Raw genomic sequence first — 26,503 nt, forward strand, 5'->3', positions numbered from 1 at the left:
ATGCATCTTTCATCATACCATAAAACGTTAGGAAACTCTTACATTTTGCAGACAGTTTTTAAAAAATTGCATTTTTAGCTTGCAATTCAGTTTTTTCACAAACATTTTTATGTAAGCAAGTACTAAATTTGTTTATATTATCAATAAAGAAAGTTAGTTGTGCTTTTCACAACCGCTATTTAATAGATGAAAGTTGTTATTAATATAGTGATAACCACTTGGTCAACTTAATCTTTTTTCACAAAATTTTCGTTATTTCTTAAATTGCACTTACCTTATACATTCTGGAGTTATGGTATCCTAGTAAAATTTTATGATAACCAGCTAATTTTTCATCAATTTCACGATTACCTGTATAAACTAAAAGCGGTTGACCTTTTAAGGTGTTTAATTTTCCTGGTGTTGCAACGATTATAATATCCTCTTTATCTAGCTTGGCAAGAACCTTGTCAGATAATTGATGATTGCCTCGGCCAAAGAGATATCCTTGACCACCCATCGGTGTAACAATCAATTTAGCTGGCTTGTCCCCAATGATATCCAAAATCTCTTGTTCATAGACATCTTTTTTTACAACTTTTTTATTTCGAATGATATCAACACCTAATAATGTTGGTTCCAGACCTAACTCTAACATTACCGGAGCAACTGTTGAACCAGAGCCAATAATGTAGAAGACATCTTCTTCCATTCTATCTATAATATCAAGCGCTATAGAAACTCTTGCTGCCTCATCCGATTGAGGAGTAGGTGATTTCAAATTTTGTAAATGACTTTCATCATAAGGAACACTTAGGTATCCATAGACTTTAGTAATTATTTCATCCCTACGGAATGCATCTTCTTCAATATCAATAACTTCCTCATCTTTTAGAGACAATTCCTTGTCTTTCAAATACCTCAAAGCTAACTTACCGGCATGTTCCGGTGTCACTGCATAAACAGGAGAATGAATCTTAACACCCGCTGGTATCCCAATCGTTGGAATAGCAAGTTGAGTAACTGAAGCAATATCACGTGCCGTTCCGTCGCCTCCTGCAAAAAGTATTAAATCCACCTCTCTCTCTTGAAATTTTTCAACTAAATGAATGGTATCCTTCGCCATACTGTCACCATCGATTTGATGAATCACTTCATAATTCAATTCGGTTTCTTTTACTAAATCTTCTCCCATTTTACCAGAAGCAACATATACAATTAATTCTTCTTTAAGAGGAGCTAATTCTTTGAGCGCTTTCAAGGCTTTTAAAGGGGCCTCAGGATTAGCTCCTCTCTTAATCGCCTCAGTTAATACATCTTTACCATCGGTACCTTTTAAACCAACTCGTCCTCCCATACCAGCAATGGGATTTACTACAATTCCTAATTTTTTCATTAATTCTCTCCTCTCAATAATCTTCTATTCTATTATAGGTCTTATAAATGTTCTTGTCATACCTAAGCTCTAGTTTACAATTTTTACTTTTCTTTCTATAATTTAAATTGTCTGATTTTACAAGTTCCTTGTAGGAGTGATTTTTTGCAAAAAAATTTGAAATTTTATATCAAATTGTTTAGAGTGACTTTTCTATTAAGTGCTTTTACCTTTGGTGGAGGTTATGTAATTGTAAGTCTTATGAAAAAGCAATTTGTTGATGACTATCATTGGTTTGAAGAAAATCAAATGCTCGATTTAATCGCAATCGCTCAATCTTCTCCAGGGGCAATCGCTATTAATGCCGCGGTGATTGTAGGTTATCAATTAGCAGGATGGCTCGGTGTTCTCACCACTGTTTTTGCCACTATCCTTCCTCCTTTTGCAATTATCTCTATCATTGCACATTTTTATCAGGTCTTTATTGAAAATCAATGGGTGGCTTGGATGTTAGAAGGAATGCAAGCGGGAGTAGCAGCGGTAATTGTTTCTGTTGTTTATACCATGATCAAAGATCTTGTTAAACAAAAAGAAAAGTATCTAATTCTCATTTTTATAAGCGCACTCATTTTAGTTAGCTATTTTAACTTCCCGATTTCATGGTTAATTCTTATTTCTTTATGTGGTGGCTTTATTTATTCTTATTTGAAGAGGTGATTACTTGATTTATTGGGAACTATTTCTTACTTTTTTAAATATTGGCTTACTTTCTTTTGGTGGTGGCTATGCTGCTTTGCCTTTGATTGAAGACTTGGTTGTTCACCAAGAGCATTGGCTATCTTTAGAAGAATTTGGTCATCTAATTACAATCTCACAAATGACACCTGGTCCAATTGCTATTAATGCCTCTACTTTTATTGGTACTCAAATCGGTGGTGTCAGTGGTGCAATAGTTGCTACTATCGGCTGTACCTTACCATCGATAATTATCGTGACTTTTTTAGCCTATCTTTATCAGCGTTTTCAAAAACTAAGTTTAATGCAAGATACCCTTTTTATCCTTAGGCCTATAGTGATTGCCTTAATAGCTAGTTCGGGCTTATCAATTTTTGTGAATGCTATTTGGCAAAAAGAGACTGTTGTTTGGATGGACCCTAATTGGTTAATGTTGGTAATTTTTATTATAGCCATGCTATTACTTAATAAGTTTAAAGCTAACCCCATCGTGATTATGATTTCTGCAGGGATTGTTAATTTGATTTATCATGCATTTTAAAAAATTAGTTGTTACTCATTTGTCCTTTTTAGGGTTATATTAAACAGAAGGTAGGCAACTCTTTGTTTATTTAATAAAACTAAAACACCGTCCTTAACGCTGTTTAACAGTGTTAAGGACGGTGTTTTAGCTAACTTCGGTCACAAGCTCTTTGTCATTTAATCAGTTGATGAGTTATAAAACAGTTTATCAATCGTTTTCTTTTGTTCTTCTAACCACCTTTTTGCTTCATCAACCGCTTGATTTTCAGCCGCTTGTTTTACTTTTTCAATTTTTTTACGCCGGTCACGTTCTTCAATAAGGGCTAGGTACTCTTCAAGAGTAAGCCCATGTTCCATCATAAATTGCGCATTTAGTTGACCTACATAGCGATAATGCCAAGGTTCAAAATTAAAAGTAGTCATTTCTGTCTTATTTTGAGGGTATCTTAAAATAAACCCAAAATTGGCTGCATTTTCTACTAACCATTGGGCCGATGCCGTTTCGCTATAATTTTCAGTTAAGCCTCCTCCTATGCTGGTCCAATCTTGACCTAATATATCAATAGCGAGCCCAGTCATATGCTCTGTGGCATTTGCTGGTGCTGTATATAAATTGGTTAAATATCTCGCTTCTGATTCACTATAACCGACCGCCATTAAAGACTGTTTTCTAGAACTTTCTAACCCTGCTTGCTGATTTGTCGAACGGTATCCTGAAATAATTGTAAATAGATAACCATCCTCCAAACCTGCTTGTAACAGCTGACTAAGTTTTTCTTCAATGTTAGCAGCATATGGAATTCCTTCAATTGAAGTAACTAAATCAACTTCAATTTGATTGTTGATTGGGTTGCTTGGATTCACCAAAAGTAAATTGGGATCATTTAAATTTCCCTCAGCAGGAATTGAATCAATTAATTCATCAACACTAGCATTTGATTTTATCGCATCAATCTGACTCAATTCTGGTAAATTGTATTTAGCTAAAGCCACCGCTTTGTCAAAAGGAAAAATAAGTAGAAGTAAAAATATTAAGAAAATTTTCTTAATACTCATTTTTATCACCTCATATTTGTTTTCAAAGGATCAAGTGTTCCAATAATAAACATTCTGATACGCAAACTACTTAAGGAAACTCTCAAACTATTTATCCTGTTCGATAAAGTGCTTAAGAGCCAGCTATTATTATAAGCGCCAAAAAGTATAGCCAGCTTCCTTAAAATAATCAGCATCCAGTATGCTTTTGACATCTATAAGAACTCTTTCTTTAGGTGTTAATTTTGCATTAAACAATTTTTCGATGCTTGTATTATTTAGTTCTCGAAATTCCTGATGAGCTACTGCAAAGATAACAGCATCCGCATCCTGAACTTGATCGAACGCTGTTAAATCAACATCATATTCTGCTTTGGCATCACTTGATTCAGCCCAAGGATCTACTACAACAGGCTCAATATCGAAAGTCCTTAAATAATTGATAATATCGGCAACTTTTGAGTTGCGCGTATCTGGTGTATGTTCTTTAAAAGTTAGACCCAAAATAACTACTTTAGAGTCTGTTACTTTTTTACCCGCCTTAACCATGAGCTTAATCAACTTATCACCAATAAAATCTCCCATTTGATCATTTATTTGGCGACCAGAAAGAATAATCTGACTATGATAGCCCAAGTTTTCTGCCTCGTAAACAAAGTAGTAAGGATCTACACCAATACAGTGTCCTCCCACTAGTCCTGGTGTGAAACCTAAAGCATTCCATTTGGTATTCATGGCATCAATAACATCTTGCGAATCAATTTCCATTCGATCAAAAACGAGAGCTAACTCATTCATAAATGCAATGTTAATATCTCTTTGACTATTTTCAACAACTTTAGCGGCTTCAGCAACTTTAATACTTGGTGCACGATGAACACCCGCTTCAATTACTAGTTCATATACTTTAGCCATTGTATCTAAAGCATCAGCAGTTGTAGCAGAAACGATCTTTTTAATTTTTGGTAAAGTATGGACCTTATCTCCTGGATTAATTCTTTCAGGTGAATAACCTACCCAAAAATCAACACCATGCACTAATCCTGAACTTTCTTCAAGTTCTTCAATACACATTTCCTCAGTAACCCCAGGATAAACCGTTGACTCATAAGCAACTAAAGTCCCTTTAGACATGTTTTTCCCTACGGTTCTTGTGGCTGAAATAACCGGATCTAAATTAGGTGTCTTATCTTGATTGATAGGTGTTGGAACCGCAACAATAATAAAGTTCGCTTCTTTTAGCCTACTTTGGTCGTAGGTGAAAGCTAAATTTGTATTCTTGACTGCTTCATCTCCAACCTCTAGAGTTGGATCGATACCCTGCAAATATTGCTCCACTTTATGAACATTGTTGTCATAGCCAATTGTTTCAATGTGCTTAGCAAATTCTATGGCAATCGGCATACCCACATACCCTAAACCTACAACTGCTAACTTTGTTTTACCTTCAATTAAATTTTGATATATATTCATTTTTTTCTCCTAACCTTATTTAGCTATCTTATATAATTGCTTGTTAAATTATAACCGCCTTTTAATTGCCTGAAAAACATAATGACTATAATAATATATGCACTGATATAGTGGTAATTTTTCTAAATGGCGATAAGTGTACCATGTTCGCTTAAGAGCTGAAAGCTTGTTGGAGGAAATAGAACCAGAAACTTGACGATAGTGATTAAGCACTTCATTTAAAGCATAAGCTTCAATTTTTCGTTCACGCATTAACATTAGCCAAGTTGCTGTGTCTTGTCCTTTCCGCACTAAAGGCATTCTAAAGTCTCCTATTTTTTCACGATCAATCATTACTGTAGAGCAAGCAATGGCTGTGTTTTTTAGAAGGCCATTATAATCTAAACGTTCTGGTAAATCTACTGTTTCTTTAAGGGTTTCTCCACTTTCATCTATTAAGGAAAAATTTGTATAAGTAAAAGATAGCGCCTTTTCTTGCATAAATGCTAATTGTTTCTCCAACTTACAATATTCCCAAACATCATCACTATCAATAAATGAAATATATCTACCTCTAGCCAATTCAAGCCCCTTGTTTCTTGCCACTGCGGCACCAGAGTTTTTTGATAAATTAACCAATTGAATACGGCTATCTTCTTGTGCAAATTCTTGAATTATTCTCACACTAATATCATTTGAGCAATCATTGACTAGCAACCACTCCCAATTCTGATAACTCTGATTAAGCACGCTCTCGATGGTTTTTTTTAAGAATCTTTCTGCGTTATAAACAGGGGTTATTATCGACACCAATCCTGATTTTGAATTCATCTCACAATTCTCCTTAAATAATCTGAATTATCTTGATTCTTGCTTGATAAAGCTCTGCCAATTGGCGTTGGTCATTATACCACTTTTTATCGGTAATATTAGCGTCTAAGACGATAACAATTTCATTTGGTGAAAAGTTTGCATCAAGACTTGCTAAGTTAGTCGCTTGCACTCCGTAGGTGTTTCCTTCAGGAGAGATTAGTTCTTGAACATTCACTTCTTGATGCTTTTGTTGTCTAAGGATTACTCGCTGACTATCACTAGGAGTTCGAATTAATTTTTCTAAGACTTCTCGATTATCTTGACGGTTATAAATAAAATGCAGATCATTAATTCCCCAAGTATAATCAAAAGCATAGCCTATTTTATGTCTTCGATAATGTGCAATCATGCTCCAAGCTATCGATAAAATAGCGCCTAAAAAGAGACCCAATAAGCCATAGATAATACTTCCTTTAGCCTCTTTAGTTTGAAATGGGGTCAAAGTTTCCCTACTAGGAACTTCTTCGATCAAATCAATTGGAATCATTTCTCCAATTTCTGGTGACCGAATGATTGAGACAGTATTTTTCCCGAGGAAAGGTAGCTTTTGTTTTTCTAATAATTCAGCATATGCTTCGGCTATCTTTAAGTTTTCTTCAGCATTATTCCCCACCAAAAATCTTAAAGTAATAACATTTGAAGCGGCATCTCGAATTCCTGCAAGCCCACCTCGAAAAGTGTTGGTCTTATACATTTCAAGTTTTTTTTCTGCTTGAAGCCATTTTCCAAATTCGATACCAGTTTCTGCTTCAATTTGTTTAATAATAGTTGGTGTCGCAAAATAGTCATCAAAGACAGCCGCAGTTGAAAATAGACTGCCATCTTCCATTGTAACAATCACTTGGAATGAAGCTGGGTCTTGTTGATAGGCATGGGCTAGATAATTATATGATTCAATTTTATCACTATTTATTAAGCGGTTGACGACATACCTTCCTCCTACAACTAATAATGAGATAATAACTGATCCAAACATAATTCTTCTAAAATAATTTTTAATAAAGCGGTATAACTCGTGAAAAACTGTAGCTAAGCTCATATTCCTAAACTCCTTTTACTTTTAAAATCCTGCGTTTGTTCTTTTGTATCGATTATTTTTACCCAACTTATAATTAAAGCAAAAAATACCCAGTGCCATTCAATCAACATATTATTTGCACTAGTAATACTTGCTAGAATAAAAATAATTAAAAAACTATAGAATACAAAAGAAATATTGCTTTGTAAAACAGAGGTCTTTCTCCCCACTCTAGCAACAAACTCCAACCGTCTTATCATTCCAATGTATGCCCATAAATAAAGTAACAGTGAAAGAATGCCGTTAGAAACTAAAATTTCAAGCCACCAATTATGCATATTGGTTATTTCATTAGTTGGCCAGATAGGTCTTACTTTAGCCCAATGCTCGATATTCCCCGATCCAACCCCTAAGCCAAAAGTTTGGGTCAAATAAAGTAAACCATTTCGCCAGATATTCATTCGCTTAGTATCACCAGATAAGCCTGCTTGTGGACCACCTAGAAAAATCACTTCAAAAACTTTTTCACGTATAGGTGGAATTAACATCATAAAAATAATAAAGGCGGTCATTATATAAAGTCTTTTCCCTTGGAAAAGATCCAACTTGAAGTTGCGAACTAGTTGTAAGCCGATAAAAAGAATTAAACATATTAAGGACATTCTTGAGCTAGTTTGGTAGATTAAAAATGTTGTTAATGCAAACATTAATAGTAAGAACATCCTTTGCCAATATCTTTGACTGTAATAGTATAGAACCATACAGAGGGTGACATACGCTAAAAGTAAAGTAGCATAGTCATTTTGATTGGCAAAAAAGGTGATTGGAATCCGAGTCCAGGGTTGGGAATCAAAAGTTCCATATTTATCCAATTTGGTCATATCTGCAAATACATAGATATTACCGATAATTTCGATATAGCCCCAAAATACTAAGGCAGTCATCATCCCCCACATGGCTTGAGCCAGACGAAACCACTGTCTTTTAGTACCCACCCAAAAATAAATAGCCACAATTGATGCCATGCCAACCGTCATTAAAAATGAAACTTGCAGCCAATCTTTAAAATTTTCAGCCCAAAGACCTGTTGTTAAAGCAATTAACCACCAAGCTAAAAAACAAAAAAGCATACGTGTTGAAGCAGAGGGTAACACCAATAAAAGCTTTCGATCTTTTTGTAAAATTTGCCAAGCAAGAATCAGAACAGAAAAAAGAGCAAGAATTCGGTAAAGGGTAATTTGAGCAATTGGCGTTTCAACGGCTAAAATTTGCGAACCTAAAAAAACACTCGTAACTAAAAGTAAACAATATAGAAACATGGGCCACTCCTTTCTTACTCTTTCTTTTCGAACAATTAATTAAAATCCCATTTCTCAGGATTACGCCAGATTTGATAACCATCTTGGATGGTCGAAAACTGAATAATGAGACAGACCAAAGCTAAGCCAAATGTTACAGACAAACGATAAGCATAATCACTAGTGTTAACGAAGGCAGCAATAAACATTAAACAAATGGACATGAGATGTTTACTTTGTTTGAAATAAAAGCCTGTCCGACTTGAAAAATAAGTTCTAGCTAGATAAAACATGATGTAAGCTCCGGATGACGCGGTGGCTGCTCCTAAAGCTCCCCATCTTGGAGTGAGCCAGAGATTAATAAAAAAATTAGGAATCAAAGCCAATAAAGAAACCAATGTATTAAAATAGGTCTTGCGTGAAAAAACAATTCCCAGTGTCGTTGTTTCAGAAAGTGTATACATAATATGAGGAAAACAGAGCAAGCCAAGAATATACTGAACAGAACGATAGTCCTCGCCTAAAATCATCATAATCAAGGGGCGAAATACAAGAATCCCAAAAAAGATACCCGTTAAAACAAAAAGAACAGCGTCTGAAATAAATTTATAATGCTTCATTGACTTGCCTTCATCATGCCATCGATAGGCAGTAGGAACCCAAAAGGTTGCAAATGCTGTCTTTAAAATACCAATCATATTGACAATCGCGATGCCTGCAGCATAAAACCCTAATTCTTTTTTGGTAGAAAAAGACCGAAGCATTAAGCTATCAATTGTATTGAGCACCGAATTAAGAGACATTGCAATCATAAGCGGAAAACCAAAAGATAATAATTTTTTTATGAGGTCATAGTCAACAACAAAATCATTCCACGATAACAAATCTCTATAACGTAAGAAAAGAAAACTATCCCCTATAAGTTGACCAAAAATCATTCCAAAAACCACTACACGAAAATCGCGAATGCCCAAAGCAATTATAGACAAGGAAACTGCAAAAATTAAACTCTTTAATAAAATGGTAAAGCCAGAATATTCTTTTGCTTTTTCTTGCATACGAATAGAAATGAGTACGAAGCGTTCAATAATCATTGAAATAAGTAAAATTGTACTCCAAATCACAATATAGCCTGCGTTAGGATCACTAAACAACCAATTCGCAATGGTCTGATTAAAAACAAGCATAACAAATGATAGAAGGATTCCCATCCCGATCGGGATAATAATTGCATGTTGAAAAAGGTGTTTTTTAGATGCAGCTTGATGAAATTCACGAGAAAAAGCCTGATCGAGACCAATATAAAGAAAATTAGGAATGTTTAAGATTAAGTTTCGATACAATCCTGAAACCCCATATTGGTCTGCTACTAACAACTGAGTCAAAATGCGGATTTGAATCAGTGAAATTAATGCACCAATAATCGGTCCTAAGGAAAACCCTGTTAATCTTTTCATAAAATGTTTCATATATTACCTCGAATCTATCCGAAAATGGCTCACTTGATGATCTAACACCTGGCGATACAGCTTGGCTGCAGCTTCATTAGTAAGGGACTTAGCTTGTATACTTCTAAATCGTTCTTCATCAGTGGGAATTTTAGTTGAACTTTGATGATAAAATTCAATCAGCCTTTGATACCATTCTTTAGGTTCACAATTTAAAGATAAAAATTGAATCAACCCCAAGCCCAAGTCTACTTCTTGACTTATTTGATCGCTGGCAAGCACGGGAATGCCTACCGCTTGAGCTTCAATGGCTACCGTGCCAAAACCTTCAGAAAAAGAGGGCATAATTAATAAATCGATACCGGCTAATAAATTAGCAACCGGACTAATTCTGCCAGCAAAGAAAACTTGGGCATCAATTTCTTTTTTTTCTACCTCTTTTTCTAAAAAATCCCGATCTTCCCCCTCACCAGCAATCACTAAACGCAAGGGATGATGCTGCTTTTTACTATAAGCTATGACTTCTAAGGTCAAAGGATGATTTTTAATTGCCGTTAAACGCCCCACTTGTCCAATTATTAGACTTTGTTTACTTTTCTTAGTGAATTTGCTTAGCCAATATTTACGACTTGTTCGCTTCTTTTCAAAATCGATAAAGAAATCATTGGGTTCTATGCTATTTGGAATAACCACAGAGGATTCTCCAACTTTCAAAGCAAACAATTCTTCTATTGAAAGTTGAGAACATCCAATCGGTAAACGAGACAATCTTCTATTGACTTGCGCATCAAAAACTTGCATCAATTTATTTTTTAAAGCTGTATTTTTGTCATAACGGTAATGCCCATGAATATAGAAATCAAAGGGCGTATCCTTTTGGAATTGATGGGCTAAATAATAATAAATGACTGAACGGTAACCTGCAATATGACTATAAACTACTTGGTAGGCATTCTCTTGAAAAGCTTTAGCAAAACTATTCTTAAAGGATTGCCAAGAAGTTTTTTTGGGGTTATTCAGAAAATAAATCTGACCACCCGTCTCTTCAATCGTCTGTTTAAAATAGTCAGGAACTTGACTGTAGGTAGCTACATCAAAAACCATCTCTTGATTGCTAGCTTCTTTAGCTAAATTGTGAATAAATGTAGAAATGCCTCCTCCAAAAGATGACATTAGATGTAGGATTCTAATTTTTTGCAAAAGCTTCCTCCTTATACGACTTTCTACTGATTAAAATTTAGGGATTCTAGTAATCTTTCTCTTTCACTTCTTGTTTGTGTGCTAGATAGGTCAAATGTTTCAGTTTTTTGACCCTTTTGAAGATTATAGTAGAGAGTAAATTTTAAAAAATGGTTAAAACCAATGTTACTTTTTACCAGGTAATCCGTTTGATTTAATTCTTTGGCTAGTTTTAAAAAGTGATGATAATCCATTAAATTGTCAGCCATAATTTGACTTGTCTTTTGTTCTTGCCGATCATCATTGTTAATATTTTTGAATAATACTCCATTAGAGTTCTTTTTAGCAACTTCTTCTAACCTATCAAGATCTAAGACAATTAAAAAATCAATGGGCAAATTATATGATTGCGTCAATTGTTCAACTAAAGCTAACTCTCCTTGCTTTAAACCATATTCTCTGATTGTTTTTGACATTTTAGTATCTGATATAAATAAATCTAATTGTGGATCGATGTTGACTTGGACTATCTTTTCTTGATTAAAATCCCATAAATAATAAGTTAATTCTTTAATTCTTTTCTCCCCAATTCGGCCTGCTTGACTGTAATCATAGCTCAAAACTAAGAGCTCGATGCCATCTTTTGCTAAGTCTTCAAAAGACCTATCTTTTTTTTCTAGTAATTCTTGTCCAATAGTATAGTATTGCCATTCAGAAGGATTATGGACAAAGGTGCCTTGGAAAGAATTTTTCAAATCATCCAGATAGCCAAAAAAGAGAAAAGTAGAAAAAACTAAAAGAATCATTACAAGAAAAAAGACCAAAAGTCTTTTTGAAAAAAAAGGACGTTTGTCTGATTTCTGTTCTGGAAACATATGCTTCCTCCGTTCAATTTATCATTAAAATCCTTCAGGATTTTTTTTCTGCCAATTCCATGAATCTAAACACATGGCATATAAGTTTTTTTGAGCCTTCCAATTCAACTCTTGATTAGCCCTTTCAGGATTGGCATAGGCAATCGCGATATCCCCTGGCCGACGATCCACGATTTGATAAGGTATTTGGACTTGATTGGCTTTTTCAAATGCCCTAATTAAATCTAGGACAGAATAACCTTGACCGGTCCCCAGATTAAATATTGCGACACCTTTATTTTTTAGATTGTGGCTAATCGCTTTTTGATGACCTTGTGCAAGATCTACTACATGAATATAATCACGCACACCTGTTCCATCGTGTGTTGGATAATCATTACCAAACACTTGCAATTCACGGCGCTTACCGATTGCTACTTGAGTAATATATGGCATTAAATTATTAGGAATTCCCTGAGGATCTTCACCAATCAAGCCAGAATGATGTGCTCCAATAGGATTAAAATAACGTAATAAAGTCACCGACCACTCAGAATCAGAATACGATAAGTCTTGCAATATTTTTTCTAAGACTAATTTTGTATAACCATAAGGATTACTAGCCTCACCCGTCGGCATTGATTCATCAAATGGCGCTTTATGTGCCTCACCATAAACAGTTGCTGAAGATGAGAAAATAATATTTTTGACTTGGTTTTCCTGCATGACTTCGAGCAAGGTAATTGTACCACTAAGATTATTATGATAATACTTTAAAGGTTTTTCAACAGATTCACCAACAGCCTTATAGCCAGCAAAATGAATGACTAAATCAACAGGATGATTTTTAAAAATTTGAGCCATTGCCTGTTTATCTTCAATGTTAGTTTGATAAAAAGTAACGTTTTTACCAGTAATTGTATGAATACGATTTAAAACCTCTGGTTTTGAATTTGAAAAATTATCGACAACGATTACTTCTTGATCATTGTTTAATAGTTCAATAACTGTATGACTGCCGATATATCCAGTTCCACCTGTAACTAAGATTGACATATATAGCCTCCATCCTTAGCTTATTTATATTCTGATTAATTATAGCATAACAAATCTAGCTAGATTCATTCTTCATAATTTCTTCCTAAATTTACTCCTACTTCTTAACCTAATAGGAATTGAGGTCCACAATTGCTATGAAGTTTGATATAATAACACAAGGTTTAAAACAACTTAACCTTAAGGGGGAATATAATGGCAGAGGCATTAATCATTTTTGCAAGTCTTACTGGAAATACCGAAGAAATGGCTGATATTATTGCTGAGCGTCTTGAAGCTCACGGTATCACTACTGATGTGGTTGAAGTCATGCAAGCAGATGCAGAAGACTTTTTAGAATATGATGCTGTATTAATCGGTTCTTATACTTACGGAGTCGATGGAGTACTACCAGACGAAATGCTAGATTTTTACGATGATTTGGGTGAATTAGATCTATCAGATAAAGTCTTTGGTGTTTTTGGTTCAGGCGATACTTACTATGAAGTCTTTTGTGGTGCTGTCGATCACTTTGAAAAACAATTTTTAAAAGTAGGCGCTCAAGCTGGTGGCCCATCATGTAAAATTAACTTAAATGCCGAAGGTGAGGATATTGAACGTCTTCAAGCTTTAGCTGATGGTATTGCTGAAAAATTAAATCAATAAGGAAAGAGGTATACTATGACTTTAAAAAATTTTGATCAACTTCTTGAAAAATATGCAAACTTAATCGTCAATAAAGGAATTGCAGTTAGTAAAGAAGATTATATTTTAATTTTCGCTGATCTTGATCAAGCCCCATTAGTTCGCTTAGTGACTGAAGCTGCTTACAAAGCAGGTGCTAAGTTTGTTAAAGTAAATTGGGCAGACGATACATTAACTCGTCTTCATTTTACCCATCAATCTGAAGAAACACTGACCGATATTCCGCAATTTATAATTGATGAAGGCAATTACTTTGTAGAAAAAAGAGCTAAACGTATCTCACTACGTTCAAGTGATCCAAATGTTCTTAAAGGAATTGATCCTGCAAAAATAAACGCAGCAAACCGTGCTTCTTCTCAAGCTATGAAAGATGTACGTATTGCGACACAATCAAATCTTGTTTCATGGTTAGTTGTTGCAGGTGCAGGTAAAGAGTGGGCTGCTCTTGTTTTCCCTGAACTAAAAACTTCTGAAGAACAAGTAGACGCTTTATGGGATCAAATTTTTAAAACAACACGTATTTATGAAGAAGACCCAATTAAAGCTTGGGATGAACATGAAGATCGTCTTAGCGAAAAAGCACGCTTCCTTAATGAACAACAATTCGATCAGTTGCATTATACAGGACCTGGAACTGATTTCACTGTCGGCTTACCTAAAAACCATGTCTGGGAAAGTGCCGGATCACTTAATGAAAAAGGCGAAGTCTTTATTGCTAACATGCCTACAGAAGAAGTCTTTACAGCTCCAGATTCAAGACGTGCAGAGGGCTATATTTCTTCTTCTAAACCATTAGCTTATGGTGGAACTATAATTGATGAAATGAAATTCACTTTCAAAGACGGTAAAGTTACCGAAGTATCAGCCAAAGAAGGTGAAGAAACCTTACGTCAACTGGTAGAAGAAAATGAGGGTTCTGATTCCTTAGGTGAAGTAGCGCTTGTTCCGCATCAATCACCAATTTCTCAATCAGGCATTATCTTCTTTAATACTCTATTTGACGAAAATGCTTCTAACCACATCGCATTAGGACAAGCCTACGCTACTTCTGTAAAAAATGGTGCTAAAATGAGCCAAAAAGAGCTAGAGGAAGTGGGACTTAATCGCTCGAATGTTCACGTGGACTTTATGGTAGGAAATGCGGAAATGAATGTTGATGGAATCTCAGTAGATGGTACTGTTACCCCGATCTTCCGTAAAGGTGAATGGGCATTTTAATCACTTTAGAAGGAGGTGTTAAGGATGGTAACCCCTTCAAACTTTAACACAAATTTTGAAGAAGAAATAACCAAACACATTGAAGAAATAGATCGACGGGTAGACCGAACCGGTTGGCCGCTTCTAATCATCGGCATCATTATTTTCTTCTTACTTGTTTATCTGTCTGTAAAAGCTTTCTCTATTCCAACAACGAAAGAATATGAAGGCAGTCAAGCTGCCATGAATCAAAAAGTTGAAGATTTAGAAAATCGACTTTCTTCATTAGAAGCCCTAATCGAAGAAAGGCAAGAGTAGATAATATGGATATTTTACATATTAATTCCTATTTCTCAACTTCTGGTTTATTTAAACAAGTCTATGATCGTCAAGTAAAGCAGGGACATAAATTAAAAGTTTATGTCCCCATTTCGCATCAATTCCCTCAAGAAAGAGTAGCAGCTAGTGGAGATTACTTAAATCTATCTAGAAATCACGATCAATGGATGCGCTGGTTTTTTCCACTTAAACACCATAAGATTTGGCAAGATTTAAAAGAATCATACAGTTTAGATAGCTTTGATCTTACTCATGCACACTCACTCTTTTCAAATGGTTGGTTAGCTAGACAAGTTTATCTTAAATATCATGTCCCCTATATTGTTGCTGTACGCAATGCGGACCTACATACTTTTTTTGAAAAAATGCCATGGATGCGAAATGTGGGCTTAGATATTCTGCGCGATGCCAAGCAGATTATCTTTATTTCACAAAATACTTACCAACAGGTTTTTAATCGCTTTATACCCACTAAAGAATTGGATAATCTTAAAGGTAAAAGCCAGGTCATTGCTAACGGCATTGATGATTATTGGCATAACAATCGCTTCAATGAAAAGAAATTTATTTGTCATCAGCCACTGCGTATTGTAACCGCTGGTAAAGTATCTTCTGGTAAACGTTTTGTTGAATTAGCTAAAATGATCGAACACTTTTCAAAAAAATACCAAGCGGCGGAGTTACATATTGCTGGTCCCAATTGGGATGCTAAAATTCTCAAGCAATTGCAAGCAATGGATCATATTACCTACCACGGCGCTTTAAACAAAGCTGAAATGGTCAGTTTATATCGTTCAATGGATCTTTTCGCCCTACTATCTTTCCCTGAAACCTTTGGATTAGTCTATCCAGAAGCAATGAGTCAAGGTTTGCCAGTAATCTATACTCAAAACGAAGGATTCGATTCATTTTTTAAAAATTACCATGTAGGCGTTTCTGTAGATCGATTTGATCAAACAGCTTTCGATCAAGCAATTCTTTATATTTTAAACCATTATGAACGTTTGTCTCAAGATGCTTTAGAAGCAATCAACCCCTTCAAATGGGATGAAATAATTAGCCGCTATGAAAAACTCTATCAATCAGTTATTTCCTAAAGGCTTCAATCATAAAAACAAGGGGTTGGAACAAAAGGGCTGCTCAGCCCTGCCTCAAAATTTACAGCGAGCCCAGATTGGAAAGTTACTTTCCAATCTGGGCTCGCTACTTTGCGTATTGACGTAGATTATTGGCCATAAATATTCGCTCGACATCGGTCTTAGAAAAGCTATTGCGACCGTTGATGTCGCTTGACAAGTGGTGTGTTTTTCTTTACGAGGAATAAAATCCTAGGCAGTTTTTCGGTGATGCTTTTTGAGACGACGGCCTGAAAAATTGCCTTTAGAACAAGCAAATAACAATACTTTAAGTAAGACACGAGGATGATAAACAGGTCGCCCATCGGCAAGTTCAAGTGGGCGAATATTTGCTTCTGGAATCTGTTCGTAGAGCTCGCTTAGTAATAGATCTTATCAAAGGCAAGCAAGTTTAATTCATAATACACTGTTGCTACATAGAAAGCCCCTCCTAAATAGTTTTGTGTTTCCTACTATTATATTAGGAAACGCTTTCTATGTTTATATTGTTAAAGAAAAAGTCCGATTAACGATTGTACCGTTTACCGAACTTTCTTTAATTATTCAGGGCTTTTGTTCCAACCCCTTGTTTTTATTTTTAAACAATTAAATTATATTTCATTTTCCTGTTGAGTCAATAAAATAGGTCCGTCTGGTCCAATAGCTAATGAATGCTCGTACTGGGCACAGTATCCTCCGTCTCGGGTTCTGGCCGTCCAACCGTTGGCATCCATCTTCATTTTCCAATCTCCTGTGGTTACCATTGGTTCAATGGTAATTGTCATACCTTCTTTTAATCGAAGTCCCTTGCCTTTTATACCATAGTGAGGAACAGCTGGTTCTTCATGGATAGTAGGACCAATACCGTGACCAATAAAGTCGCGAACTACACCAAAGCCCTCTTTTTCCACATATGTTTGAATAGCATGTCCAATATCCCCTATACGATTCCCAGGTCTAGCTTGTTCAATCCCGCGATATAATGCTTCCTTGGTAACCTCCATTAATCGCTTATGCTCTGGACTAATTTTACCTACCGCATAACACCAACAAGAATCAGAGATAGCTCCATTAAAATCTACACAGAAGTCTACCTTTATTATATCACCAGCTTTTAAGCTACGATTAGATGGGAATCCGTGACATATCTCGTCATTAACACTGGTGCAAGTAGCAAATTTATAACCTTCGTAGCCGATTTGGGCAGCGACAGCTCCAGCTGCTTCAATTTTATTTTGAACAAATTGATCGATTTGTTTAGTAGTTAGCCCCGCTTTTATAAAATCCCGTAATGCTACATGAATATCAGAAAGGATTTTTCCTGATTCTTTCATGGCTTGAATTTCTCTTTCAGATTTAAGTGTGATCATTAATAGCCTTCTTTCTAATTTCATTATCGAATCTATTATAACGAATTACAGCTCTTTTTCCAGCCATTCGATTTCAATCCGAGCCGCTTCTTGCTGATTAGTAGCATTATAAATAGTTTGATAAGTTATTATTTTTTTAGCATCAGTTTGAGTCTCTAATTTGACATTAGCCTCTGTAAGAATTTTAACTTGATGCTCTCTAAGCAACTCTCGACCATACTTAATCGCTAAGTTTTTTATGTCATAATTATTTTGTAACCAAGAAGGAAGACTACCAATGGACCAATTTATATAAACAAGATTATTGACATGATGATTAAAATCAATATCTTGATTTGTTATAGCTTGGTCTTTTTCTTTCCAAAGAGTTATATCGTCAGGAAAATTAAGCTTTATTTTCTTAACCTCTTGTTGGTGGTCAATAAGTTGTAATTCTTCTAACTTTTTATGAGCAATACGGCCCATTTTCCTAGTTTTTAAATTAATCACCGCGAATTGCATCTGACATTCTAACAAAAGATGATCTTTAGACCTTATCTCGAACCACCGCTCTAATAAAAATCGGTTGGCCTGAATAATCTTAGTCTGAACTTCAATCGTATCACCATATTGAGGCAGTTGATTGATCATGCAGATGTTTTGCGTAATTACCCAACTTTCATCCTGCCCCAAAATAGAGTCAGTTTGATCAAATTGATTAACTTGATCATGCCTTGTGGAAGTTTCCAGAACAGCTTCTAATAGTTTAGTAAAATTATTACTTTTATTTTCTGGATCGATAAACCAATCAGTATTTATTTTAAATGTTTGAGTATAAGACGTCAGTTTTTCCACCATGTCATTTCCTCCCAAATAAGAATATCAGTAAATAAAGAAAAAAGGCAGGTTCAATGAACCCGCCTAAGTGTTAAGCTAATCAACTTATCTTGTTTTCTTTAAGACAAAGGATACTACTGCAATCAGAATAATCGCTCCAATTAATGATGGGAAAATAGCAATGCCAGATACTACAGGGCCAAAATTAGAGAAGAATTGACCACCTATCCATGAACCGATGATACCAGCAATGATATTTCCAATAACTCCCCCAGGAATATCTTTACCTAGAACCATACCTGCTAACCATCCAATGATTCCTCCAACAATTAAAGTCATAATAAGTCCCATAATTATACCTTCTTTCTTTCATTTCTATATAAATTATATAACAAATTACTACATTTTGCGAATCCTTTGTTTTGTCCTTACCCTATTAAGCGTTTGATGAGCTGCTCTTTTATTGATTTACTAATTTACTAAGATGTGAGAGTTTTTGAGAACTAAGATGAATTGTTTCTTCATAATAATTTAACAGCATGCTGGTGGCGTTTTTCCATGAATATTTTTCAGCTTCTCGACGGGCTCTTAACCCCATTTTCTTAAGCTTTAAAGGATTATCTAAAATCTTTAAAGCTTCCATTAATGACTTTATATTCCCTGATTGATAAATCATTCCTGTTTGGTTGGGAGTAATTTGTTCTAGGGTAGGACCATTTTCAGCAGCGATTACCGGAACTCCTGAAGCCATCGATTCTGAAATAACTAAGCCAAAAGTTTCTGAAACAGATGGGAATATAAAGGCGTCTCCTGTTGCATATGCCTTAGACAAGTCTTCTCCAGTTAAAAAGCCAGTGAAGGTCGTTTTTGTGCCTGTAAATAATTCTTCTAAATGTTGGCGCTCTGGACCATCCCCAACAATTGCTAAACAGATATCCTCTCGGTAAGAAAGGATTGGTAATAAATGATCTAAATCTTTTTCAGCAGCAAGTCGTCCAACATAGACTAGTAGTTTTTGATTATCTAATCCAAAAGTCCATTTGTTATATAAATTCTGATCAAAAAACTTAGGATGCCTCTTTTTAAGGTCAATACCACGCGGCATAACTCCTTCAGCAGCTATCCCCTGTTGGATTAATTCTACTTTTAAACTTTCTGAAACAGTAACATTTAAATCAGCGTCATTATGCCAAAAGCGAATATAATCCCATAGAATTGGTTTCAAGAGCGGTAAATTATAGGAATCAAGATAATCAGGCAAGTGTGTATGGTAGGAAGCTAATAAAGGAATTCCCAATTGCTTAGCATATTTAACAGCAGAAGTTACCATGAAAAATGGATTGACTGCATGAATAATATCAGGTTTAAAATTTTGAATAATTGTTTTCATTTTGCGAGAAGGTAAACCCCAAGGACGTGATTTGTATAAAGGAAAGTTAAAAGAATCCATCGGTATCACTTCTACACCCTTATACTCAGTAATTCCTAAATCAGGTGATACGACAATTATTTCATGACCCAAGTCCTTCATAGCAATTGTCATATGAGCAAGGCGTGTACAGATACCATCTGTAGCAGGTACAAATGTTTCTGTTGCTATTAAAATTCTCATTTCACTTCTCCTTTACCTTAATGTCCTATCTTAATAATTATTATAACGCAATGATAAAAAGATACTGTAAATTTATTGTAAAATTTAGGTAAAGCTTTTATTTTTCCCTTTTGCGCGGTTTCCCAATGTTTTTAGTATTACGCTTACGATTTTTCTTTTTAGCTTTGACTGCTGTTTTTGGTTTTTTTGGATGTGATTTACTCTTAGTTATTCGTTTACTAGACCGTTTTATTTCTTCCTCCTCAGGCCATTCATTTAATAATTTACGATCATAAAGCACTCTTTCTTCTAAGTGAATACTACTGTCATCAAGCATATTTTTTAGGTCTATAGCTTCTTGTTGATTGACCAGTGAAATAGCACATCCCTCATTCCCCATGCGTCCAGTTCTTCCTGAACGATGATAATAAGTACGCACATCTCGTGCTGGATGATAATGAATAACATAAGGTATTCCTTCTATATCAAGTCCTCTAGAAGCTAAATCCGTCGTTAATAAATAGATTGTTTTTTGCTGTCTAAACTGTTCTAAGGCCATTTGTCTTTCTCGATTGGTTAATTGACTATGAAGTACAGATATGGATAAATTTTCAAAAATCATTTTTGCAGCAGCTCTTTCTAACTCACTAATTTGATCAAAAAAGACAATCGCTTGCATGCTTTCAATTTGAGCCAAACGTTTTAACATATTTGTTTTTTGTCGATTGTTAACTTCTAGGTACAAATGTTCAGTTTGCATATTGGCTGAATGCATTGAAATTTCTAAACGATCATATTCATAATTTTTTGCTTGTAAATAATCAAGAAAATCTTTACTTTTAGTAGCTGAAAAATAATAGCGTTTAATATCTCTCATGAGGCGTTTCTCAATCATTTCAATGTCTGCTATTTGCTGCTCACCTTTTGAAAAAAGATAGTCTGCTTCATCATAGACAATCCATTTAACCGTGTGAACCTTCAGTTTAGATGTTTGCTTTAGTAACTCATTAAAACGTCCAGGAGTTGCCACAATAAGCTCCGGTTTATTTTTTAATTTTTCAATTTGTCTTTTGACATTAGCACCGCCAACAATACTCATAGAAGTCATTCCAAGTAATCGGCTCCATTCATCCACCACTAAAAAAATCTGCTGAGCTAATTCTTGAGTAGGGGCAAATATGATGGCTTGTAGATGTTGGTTTACTTCAATCTTTTCTAGGATAGGAAGCAAATAGGCCAGTGTTTTTCCCGTACCAGTTGGCGAAATAGCTACAATCGGCTCTTCATTTTTAAGGTAGGGATAGACTTGTTTTTGAATAGGTGTTGCCTCGGAAAAATGTTTTTCTTGCCAGTGTTTTTTTAATTGTGTATTTGATAATTCCTTCATACAATCTCCTTCTTCATGAAAGAACGGCTAAAAGTCATTGACTTCTAACCGTTCAAGGGTCTTATAATAGTTTAGCTGACTGACGTAATAACTCAAGAACTTGAACCACTTGCAAGGATAATTGTCTCCAGTTCTCATACAATATTTCTTGATGAATTGTTTTTTCTTCAAGGATCATATCTGAAAAGCTTAATAACTCATCAAACATTGGATTAGCTGGTAAATAATCTATGATTTGGGCCTTCTTACCCTCTGTGTTAACTAAACTCACCTTGGTTAAGCGTGAGATATCATTAATGATAAAAGTTTCTTGGCCAATATAAATTTCACTCGGCATCAAAGAATGAACAGTCTTGGACAAAAAGATTGAAACTTGTGTTTGAGCATACTTTAAAATGACTGTACCAAACAAATCAACTTGTCGTCCATCATCTATCGCATGATAGTAAACAGATTCAGGAAGACCAAATAAGTCGAGCGCTATGTATAAAGGATAGACACCTAAATCCATCAAGGAACCACCATGAAAATCAGCATTAAAAACATTCGGAACTTGCCAACCCTTTTCTTTGGATTCTAAGTAAGTTTCATAGCGAGAAGAGTATTGTCCCATATTAAAGTTAGCACCATATAAAGGACTGTCCAACTCTTTCATTTTATGTTTAATTAAAGGCTTCAAACGACTATAATTTCGACTATGATAGTGCATTGCCGCTTCAAATACATAAACTCCGACTTCGTCAGCGAGTGAATAGAGCTCATGCCATTGAGCCGAGGAGGTTACCATAGGTTTTTCAATAATTACATGCTTTTTTGCTTTTACAGCTTGGATAGCCTGCTGAAAATGAAAGGAGTTAGGACTAGCGATATAAATCACTTCGATTTTAGGATCATAGAGAATATTATTTAATTCATTGGTAAAATAATCGGCATCATGTTTTTGTGCAAGCTGTTTAGCCGAGTCAAGATAACGTGAATAAACCGCTGTGAGATGGTAACGCTGTGTTAACCGAGCCGCATTCATCATTTGCTCAGTAATCCATGAGCTACCGATCGTCGCATAGTTCAACATGACAAACGCTCCTTTAGGATCACCATTATTTTCTTAAAGTTTCTTCATCGACTTGGTCGAGGTAGGCCTCTATACTTGCTAAAGTATCCGCAAGATTGCCAGGTTCAAATGGTGACTTCAAGTTCCCTGTTGCAATAATTTCTGTGAAAGTCTGAGTTCCCCCAACCTTACAAATATTCAAATAATCTTCCCAAGCTTTTGGATCATGATCTACTTGGCTACGTTTCCAGAATTGGAAAGCACATACTTGAGCCAAAGTATAATCAATATAATAGAAAGGCATAGTGAAGATGTGCAATTGTTTGAACCACCAGCCTCCATTTTCATAGAACTCATTGCCTTGGTAATCAATCCAAGGGTTGTAAATTTTTTCTAATTTTCTCCAAGTTTGACGACGTTCTTCTGGTGTCATGTTTGGATTTTCATATACTTCATGTTGGAAGTGGTCCACACAAACACCATAAGGAATAAATTGAACAGCTCCAGCTAAATGTTGATACTTAAACTTCTCAATGCTATCACCAAAGAAGTTTTTCATCCATGGCCAAGTTAAAAATTCCATTGACATTGAATGAATCTCACAAGACTCTAAAGTTGGCCATACAGCTTCAGGGGTTTGAATCCATCTTGAATTATAAACTTGGAAGGCATGGCCTGCCTCGTGAGTCAATACTTCAACGTCGTGTGATGTACCATTAAAATTGGCAAAAATATAAGGCGTCTTGTAATTTGGTAGATACGTACAATAACCACCTGTATCTTTACCTGGTTTAGACTCTAAATCTAAAACATCGTATTCAATTAATAAGTCAATGAACTCACCTGTTTCTGGTGATAATTCATGGTACATTTCAACACCTTTAGCAACAATCTCTTCTGGACTTCCTTCAGGTTTGGCATTGCCTGTAGGGAAAGTTAGACCTAAGTCATAAAAGGCTAGCTTATCCAAACCTAGACGTTCACGCTGACGTTCAAATAGTTTCTCAGCTAAAGGTACGACATGTTTTTGCACTTCTTTGCGATAGACTTCAACGTCCTTACGGTCATAGTCTAAACGTGCCATACGCGCATAACCCACTTCAACAAAATCTTTAAAACCTAGCTTTGTTGCAATTTCGTGACGCGTTTTAACTAATTGATCATAAATACGATCAAACTCATCTTGGCGTTCTAAATACCAATCAGTAATTAACTCAGAAGTTTCTTTACGTACTTTTCGATCAGCATCTTGAGTAAAGGCGCCAATACTTGATAAGTTATAAATTTCACCTTTATACTCAATTTCAGCAGAAGCTTTTAACTTACCATACTCTGATACCAAACGATTTTCCTTTTGTAATAGCGGTATAATTTCTGGAGAAAAGATTTTCAAATGATTTTCTGCTAACTTAAAGAAAGTGTGAGGTAGTTCTTCTTCTAATTCTTTACGATAAGGTGAGCCAAGTGTAGCTCGATAATAGTCACTTTCCCACTCACTAATAAGGGGTGAGTTTTCATCCCAGAAATCCGTTTCATCTGAATAGAATTGATCACGGGTATCCACTGAATGACGAATTGAAGTTAATGTTGAATTCGTTTCAATATCTCTTTGAATGTCTTGAATGGCCTTAACCGCTGCAAGTGCATCCTCAGCCGATTCAGCTTTTTTGATTCCCTCAATTTGCTGTTGGAATGACTGTTTTAAAAGAGACATATCTGGTCTTTTATATTCGAATTCATTGAATTTCATGCTTCCACATCCTTTTTTATTTATTATTTTTATTATAACACAGCGTGAATATGCTGAAAACGATTTAAAAATAAACTTTTTTGACTGCTTTTGCTATACTATATCTAAGTGAATTTAAGGAGCATCCAAATGACTAAGAAATTTCAATATAAAGGGATCGTCATTTATCAAAAATTAATTAAGGCCAGTGATCCGACATTGGTCTTATTTAAATTGAAACTAATCAAGCATCCATTAAATCCTATTGACTTAATTAACCAAGAATTTACTGCTTTGATTGCCCGTAAAGCTTTAACTTTTATGTATGAGGTTATGGTGGGAGATCAGATTCTTATATACGGACACTTTAACAATAAAAAGCAATTTATTACTGAAAAATATCTTATTGAAAAAAGAGTCCCCCGCTCATATGAAAAAGTAATCCAACAACTCCCTAATCAAAAAAAACTCTAGAAAGGAGACCCATCCTTGCCTAAAGAAAGCCCTGAAGAAATACGACATAATATTGAACAAAGACTCCCTTTATTACCTGAATTGCCCGGATGCTACTTAATGAAAGATGCTAATGATAAAATTATTTATGTGGGCAAAGCTAAAAACTTAAAAAACCGCGTGCGATCTTATTTCAGAGGAGCCCATGATAGTAAAACAACAAAACTGGTTTCTGAGATTCATCATTTTGAAACAATTGTTACCAATTCTAACAAAGAAGCTTTGATCCTTGAAATTAATTTGATTCAACAATACAAACCGCAATACAATATAAAACTTAAAGATGGCAGTATGTATCCTTATTTAAAAATAACTAATGAAAAGGACCCTCAATTAATTATTACCAATCGAGTTCTTAAGGATGGCGGACATTATTTTGGACCTTTTCCAAACGTACAAGCCGCTACAGCCACTCAACAATTATTACATAAAATTTATCCTCTAAGACGTTGTGGTAAAAATGAAAAGCGCGCTTGCTTTTACTACCATTTGGGACAGTGTATTGGTTGTTGTGATCATCCCGTTTCAAAAGAAACCTACCAAAAGCAAATTAATCGGATTAAACGTTTCTTTAATGGTGAAGTCGGTCCAATTAAAAACGACTTGAAGCGCAAGATGTCTGAAGCAGCTGATAAGCTAGAATTTGAACAAGCTGCTGATTTACGCGATCAGATTGAATATATTGAGACAACCGTTGAAAGACAAGCTATTATGAGTCAAGATTATGATAATATGGATGTCTTTAATTTCTATTATGATAGGGGATGGATATCTATACAAACCTTTATGTTAAGACAGGGTTCTATTCTTAAACGTAAAGCTGCTCTTTTTCCTAGTTATGGTGAAAAAGAACCAGATCATGAACTAACAACTTATATTGCTCGCTTCTATAAAGAGCAATATAATGTTATTCCAAAAGCTATCTTAGTCCCTGCTTCTGTTGATCAAGAGGTTTTAGAAGAAGTCTTTGAAATTCCTGTTCAAACACCTCTTAGAGGAAAGAAAAAGGCAATGCTCGATTTGTGTGAAAAAAATGCTAAATTAGCTTTAGATGAGAAATTCCGCTTAATTGAAGCTAGCACACGTAAAACGCTGGGCGCCATCGAAGAGTTAGCAGAGGCCCTTCAAATTGAACAGGCTAATCATATTGAAGCATTTGACCACTCACATATCCAAGGTGTTCATACGGTCTCGGGGATGGTTGTTTATCAAGAGGGTAAACCAGATCGCAAAAATTACCGTAAATTTAAGATTAAGAGTGGAGATGGAGCCAATGAATTTGCTCATTCTCAAGAAGTAATCAGGCGTCGTTACACTCGCTTGCTCAAAGAAAATAAACCATTACCTGATTTAATTTTGATGGATGGAGGGATTATACAAGTAAGAGCCGCTAGAGATGTCTTGGAAAATGAGTTAGGATTAGCTATCCCCGTAGTCGGTATGGTTAAAAATGATAAACACAAGACGGCCTCCTTACTGGAAGGTTACACTGAAAAGATAGTCGACCTTGATCCGCGTTCCCAAGCCTTCCACTTTATTCAAAGAGTGCAAGAAGAAGTTCATCGGTATGCAATATCTTATCACCGAAAAGTACGTGCTAAGAGTCAGGTGGCTTCTATTTTAGATACTATACCAGGAGTTGGCCCGGCTACACGCTCTAAACTTTTAAAACACTTTAAATCATTACAAAAAATTAAAGAATCTGATGTAGACACTCTGCGTAGATTGGGCATTTCCCGTCCGACCTCAAAACGAATTCTCGAATTCCTTAATGATTCTAATAACTGATAAGAAAAACCTTGCATAATTGGCACTGACCCCGAATAGTGAGACAAACATAAAAACACCTCCGTTGAATTCGTGTGAAATGAATTTAATGGAGGTGTT

The 26,503-nt window shown here is 35.3% G+C and carries 25 protein-coding genes; 8 read left to right on the forward strand and 17 right to left on the reverse strand.

Annotated elements, in window-relative coordinates:
* Positions 1-259: 259 nt before the first annotated feature.
* Complete coding sequence (locus ACQV2P_RS04660) at positions 260-1,375, reverse strand: ATP-NAD kinase family protein (RefSeq protein WP_428873593.1); 1,116 nt, start codon at positions 1,373-1,375, stop codon at positions 260-262.
* A gap of 144 nt (positions 1,376-1,519) precedes the next feature.
* Between ACQV2P_RS04660 and ACQV2P_RS04665 the strand changes: the two genes are divergently transcribed.
* Both ACQV2P_RS04665 and ACQV2P_RS04670 read left to right on the forward strand, forming a co-directional pair.
* A complete protein-coding gene (locus ACQV2P_RS04665) occupies positions 1,520-2,071 on the forward strand; it encodes a chromate transporter (protein WP_428873592.1) in 552 nt (183 codons plus the stop codon).
* Positions 2,072-2,075: 4 nt separating this feature from the next.
* Entirely contained in the window at positions 2,076-2,630 is a 555-nt protein-coding gene (locus tag ACQV2P_RS04670) for a chromate transporter (protein ID WP_428873591.1), read from the forward strand.
* Positions 2,631-2,788: 158 nt separating this feature from the next.
* On the opposite strand, the gene ACQV2P_RS04675 is transcribed toward ACQV2P_RS04670, so the two are convergent.
* The 9 genes from ACQV2P_RS04675 to galE all read right to left on the reverse strand — a co-directional run bounded on the left by ACQV2P_RS04675 (position 2,789) and on the right by galE (position 12,824).
* Complete coding sequence (locus ACQV2P_RS04675; RefSeq protein WP_428874865.1) at positions 2,789-3,667, reverse strand: M15 family metallopeptidase; 879 nt, start codon at positions 3,665-3,667, stop codon at positions 2,789-2,791.
* A 129-nt stretch (positions 3,668-3,796) separates the two neighbouring features.
* Complete coding sequence (locus ACQV2P_RS04680; protein WP_428894683.1) at positions 3,797-5,119, reverse strand: nucleotide sugar dehydrogenase; 1,323 nt, start codon at positions 5,117-5,119, stop codon at positions 3,797-3,799.
* 48 nt (positions 5,120-5,167) lie between these two features.
* Positions 5,168-5,929, reverse strand: coding sequence for a glycosyltransferase family 2 protein (locus tag ACQV2P_RS04685; protein ID WP_428873588.1), 762 nt, complete (start codon positions 5,927-5,929; stop codon positions 5,168-5,170).
* A gap of 13 nt (positions 5,930-5,942) precedes the next feature.
* Positions 5,943-7,010, reverse strand: coding sequence for a hypothetical protein (locus ACQV2P_RS04690; protein ID WP_428894684.1), 1,068 nt, complete (start codon positions 7,008-7,010; stop codon positions 5,943-5,945).
* On the reverse strand, positions 7,007-8,308 hold the full coding sequence (locus ACQV2P_RS04695) for an O-antigen ligase family protein (protein ID WP_428873586.1): 1,302 nt from the start codon (positions 8,306-8,308) through the stop codon (positions 7,007-7,009). Before ACQV2P_RS04695 ends, ACQV2P_RS04690 begins: the two co-directional genes overlap by 4 nt.
* 35 nt (positions 8,309-8,343) lie before the next feature.
* Positions 8,344-9,756: a lipopolysaccharide biosynthesis protein gene (locus ACQV2P_RS04700; protein WP_428894685.1), complete on the reverse strand. Its 1,413-nt coding sequence runs from the start codon at positions 9,754-9,756 to the stop codon at positions 8,344-8,346.
* 3 nt (positions 9,757-9,759) lie between these two features.
* Positions 9,760-10,935: a glycosyltransferase gene (locus tag ACQV2P_RS04705; protein ID WP_428873584.1), complete on the reverse strand. Its 1,176-nt coding sequence runs from the start codon at positions 10,933-10,935 to the stop codon at positions 9,760-9,762.
* Positions 10,936-10,958: 23 nt separating this feature from the next.
* Positions 10,959-11,789: a hypothetical protein gene (locus ACQV2P_RS04710; RefSeq protein WP_428876295.1), complete on the reverse strand. Its 831-nt coding sequence runs from the start codon at positions 11,787-11,789 to the stop codon at positions 10,959-10,961.
* Between the two features lie 24 nt (positions 11,790-11,813).
* Entirely contained in the window at positions 11,814-12,824 is a 1,011-nt protein-coding gene (gene galE, locus ACQV2P_RS04715) for a UDP-glucose 4-epimerase GalE (protein ID WP_428873582.1), read from the reverse strand.
* A gap of 195 nt (positions 12,825-13,019) precedes the next feature.
* Here galE and ACQV2P_RS04720 point away from each other — a divergent pair, with 195 nt between their 5' ends.
* From ACQV2P_RS04720 to ACQV2P_RS04735, 4 genes are read left to right on the forward strand one after another with little or no spacing between them, the layout of a single operon-like run.
* Positions 13,020-13,469 carry a flavodoxin gene (locus tag ACQV2P_RS04720; RefSeq protein WP_428873581.1) on the forward strand — a complete coding sequence of 150 codons (450 nt, stop codon included), beginning with the start codon at positions 13,020-13,022 and terminating at the stop codon, positions 13,467-13,469.
* A 15-nt stretch (positions 13,470-13,484) separates the two neighbouring features.
* Positions 13,485-14,726 carry an aminopeptidase gene (locus ACQV2P_RS04725; protein WP_428893229.1) on the forward strand — a complete coding sequence of 414 codons (1,242 nt, stop codon included), beginning with the start codon at positions 13,485-13,487 and terminating at the stop codon, positions 14,724-14,726.
* A gap of 24 nt (positions 14,727-14,750) precedes the next feature.
* The gene (locus tag ACQV2P_RS04730) at positions 14,751-15,023 is read left to right on the forward strand and encodes a hypothetical protein (RefSeq protein ID WP_428894686.1); all 273 of its coding nucleotides are present in this window, start codon (positions 14,751-14,753) and stop codon (positions 15,021-15,023) included.
* A gap of 5 nt (positions 15,024-15,028) precedes the next feature.
* Positions 15,029-16,141 (forward strand): glycosyltransferase family 4 protein, encoded by a 1,113-nt coding sequence (locus tag ACQV2P_RS04735; RefSeq protein ID WP_428894687.1) that lies wholly within the window; start codon positions 15,029-15,031, stop codon positions 16,139-16,141.
* A 629-nt stretch (positions 16,142-16,770) separates the two neighbouring features.
* Here the strand turns inward: ACQV2P_RS04735 and map are convergent.
* The 7 genes from map to ACQV2P_RS04770 all read right to left on the reverse strand — a co-directional run bounded on the left by map (position 16,771) and on the right by ACQV2P_RS04770 (position 24,124).
* Positions 16,771-17,529 carry a type I methionyl aminopeptidase gene (map, locus tag ACQV2P_RS04740; protein ID WP_428873577.1) on the reverse strand — a complete coding sequence of 253 codons (759 nt, stop codon included), beginning with the start codon at positions 17,527-17,529 and terminating at the stop codon, positions 16,771-16,773.
* Between the two features lie 45 nt (positions 17,530-17,574).
* Positions 17,575-18,366 (reverse strand): acyl-ACP thioesterase domain-containing protein, encoded by a 792-nt coding sequence (locus ACQV2P_RS04745; protein ID WP_428873576.1) that lies wholly within the window; start codon positions 18,364-18,366, stop codon positions 17,575-17,577.
* A gap of 84 nt (positions 18,367-18,450) precedes the next feature.
* A complete protein-coding gene (locus tag ACQV2P_RS04750) occupies positions 18,451-18,696 on the reverse strand; it encodes a GlsB/YeaQ/YmgE family stress response membrane protein (protein ID WP_428873575.1) in 246 nt (81 codons plus the stop codon).
* A 109-nt stretch (positions 18,697-18,805) separates the two neighbouring features.
* A complete protein-coding gene (locus tag ACQV2P_RS04755) occupies positions 18,806-19,957 on the reverse strand; it encodes a glycosyltransferase family 4 protein (RefSeq protein ID WP_428885012.1) in 1,152 nt (383 codons plus the stop codon).
* A gap of 97 nt (positions 19,958-20,054) precedes the next feature.
* Positions 20,055-21,323 carry a DEAD/DEAH box helicase gene (locus ACQV2P_RS04760; protein WP_428893228.1) on the reverse strand — a complete coding sequence of 423 codons (1,269 nt, stop codon included), beginning with the start codon at positions 21,321-21,323 and terminating at the stop codon, positions 20,055-20,057.
* Between the two features lie 61 nt (positions 21,324-21,384).
* A complete protein-coding gene (locus ACQV2P_RS04765) occupies positions 21,385-22,395 on the reverse strand; it encodes a Gfo/Idh/MocA family protein (protein ID WP_428873572.1) in 1,011 nt (336 codons plus the stop codon).
* A 25-nt stretch (positions 22,396-22,420) separates the two neighbouring features.
* A complete protein-coding gene (locus tag ACQV2P_RS04770; protein WP_428873571.1) occupies positions 22,421-24,124 on the reverse strand; it encodes a M3 family oligoendopeptidase in 1,704 nt (567 codons plus the stop codon).
* A gap of 129 nt (positions 24,125-24,253) precedes the next feature.
* On the opposite strand from ACQV2P_RS04770, the gene ACQV2P_RS04775 reads away from it, so the two are divergent.
* Entirely contained in the window at positions 24,254-24,577 is a 324-nt protein-coding gene (locus ACQV2P_RS04775; protein WP_428873570.1) for a hypothetical protein, read from the forward strand.
* A gap of 15 nt (positions 24,578-24,592) precedes the next feature.
* A complete protein-coding gene (gene uvrC, locus ACQV2P_RS04780) occupies positions 24,593-26,404 on the forward strand; it encodes an excinuclease ABC subunit UvrC (RefSeq protein ID WP_428893226.1) in 1,812 nt (603 codons plus the stop codon).
* The last annotated feature ends 99 nt before the right edge of the window (positions 26,405-26,503 follow it).

Source organism: Facklamia sp. P12932 (assembly GCF_050409545.1).
Lineage (GTDB): Bacteria > Bacillota > Bacilli > Lactobacillales > Aerococcaceae > Facklamia.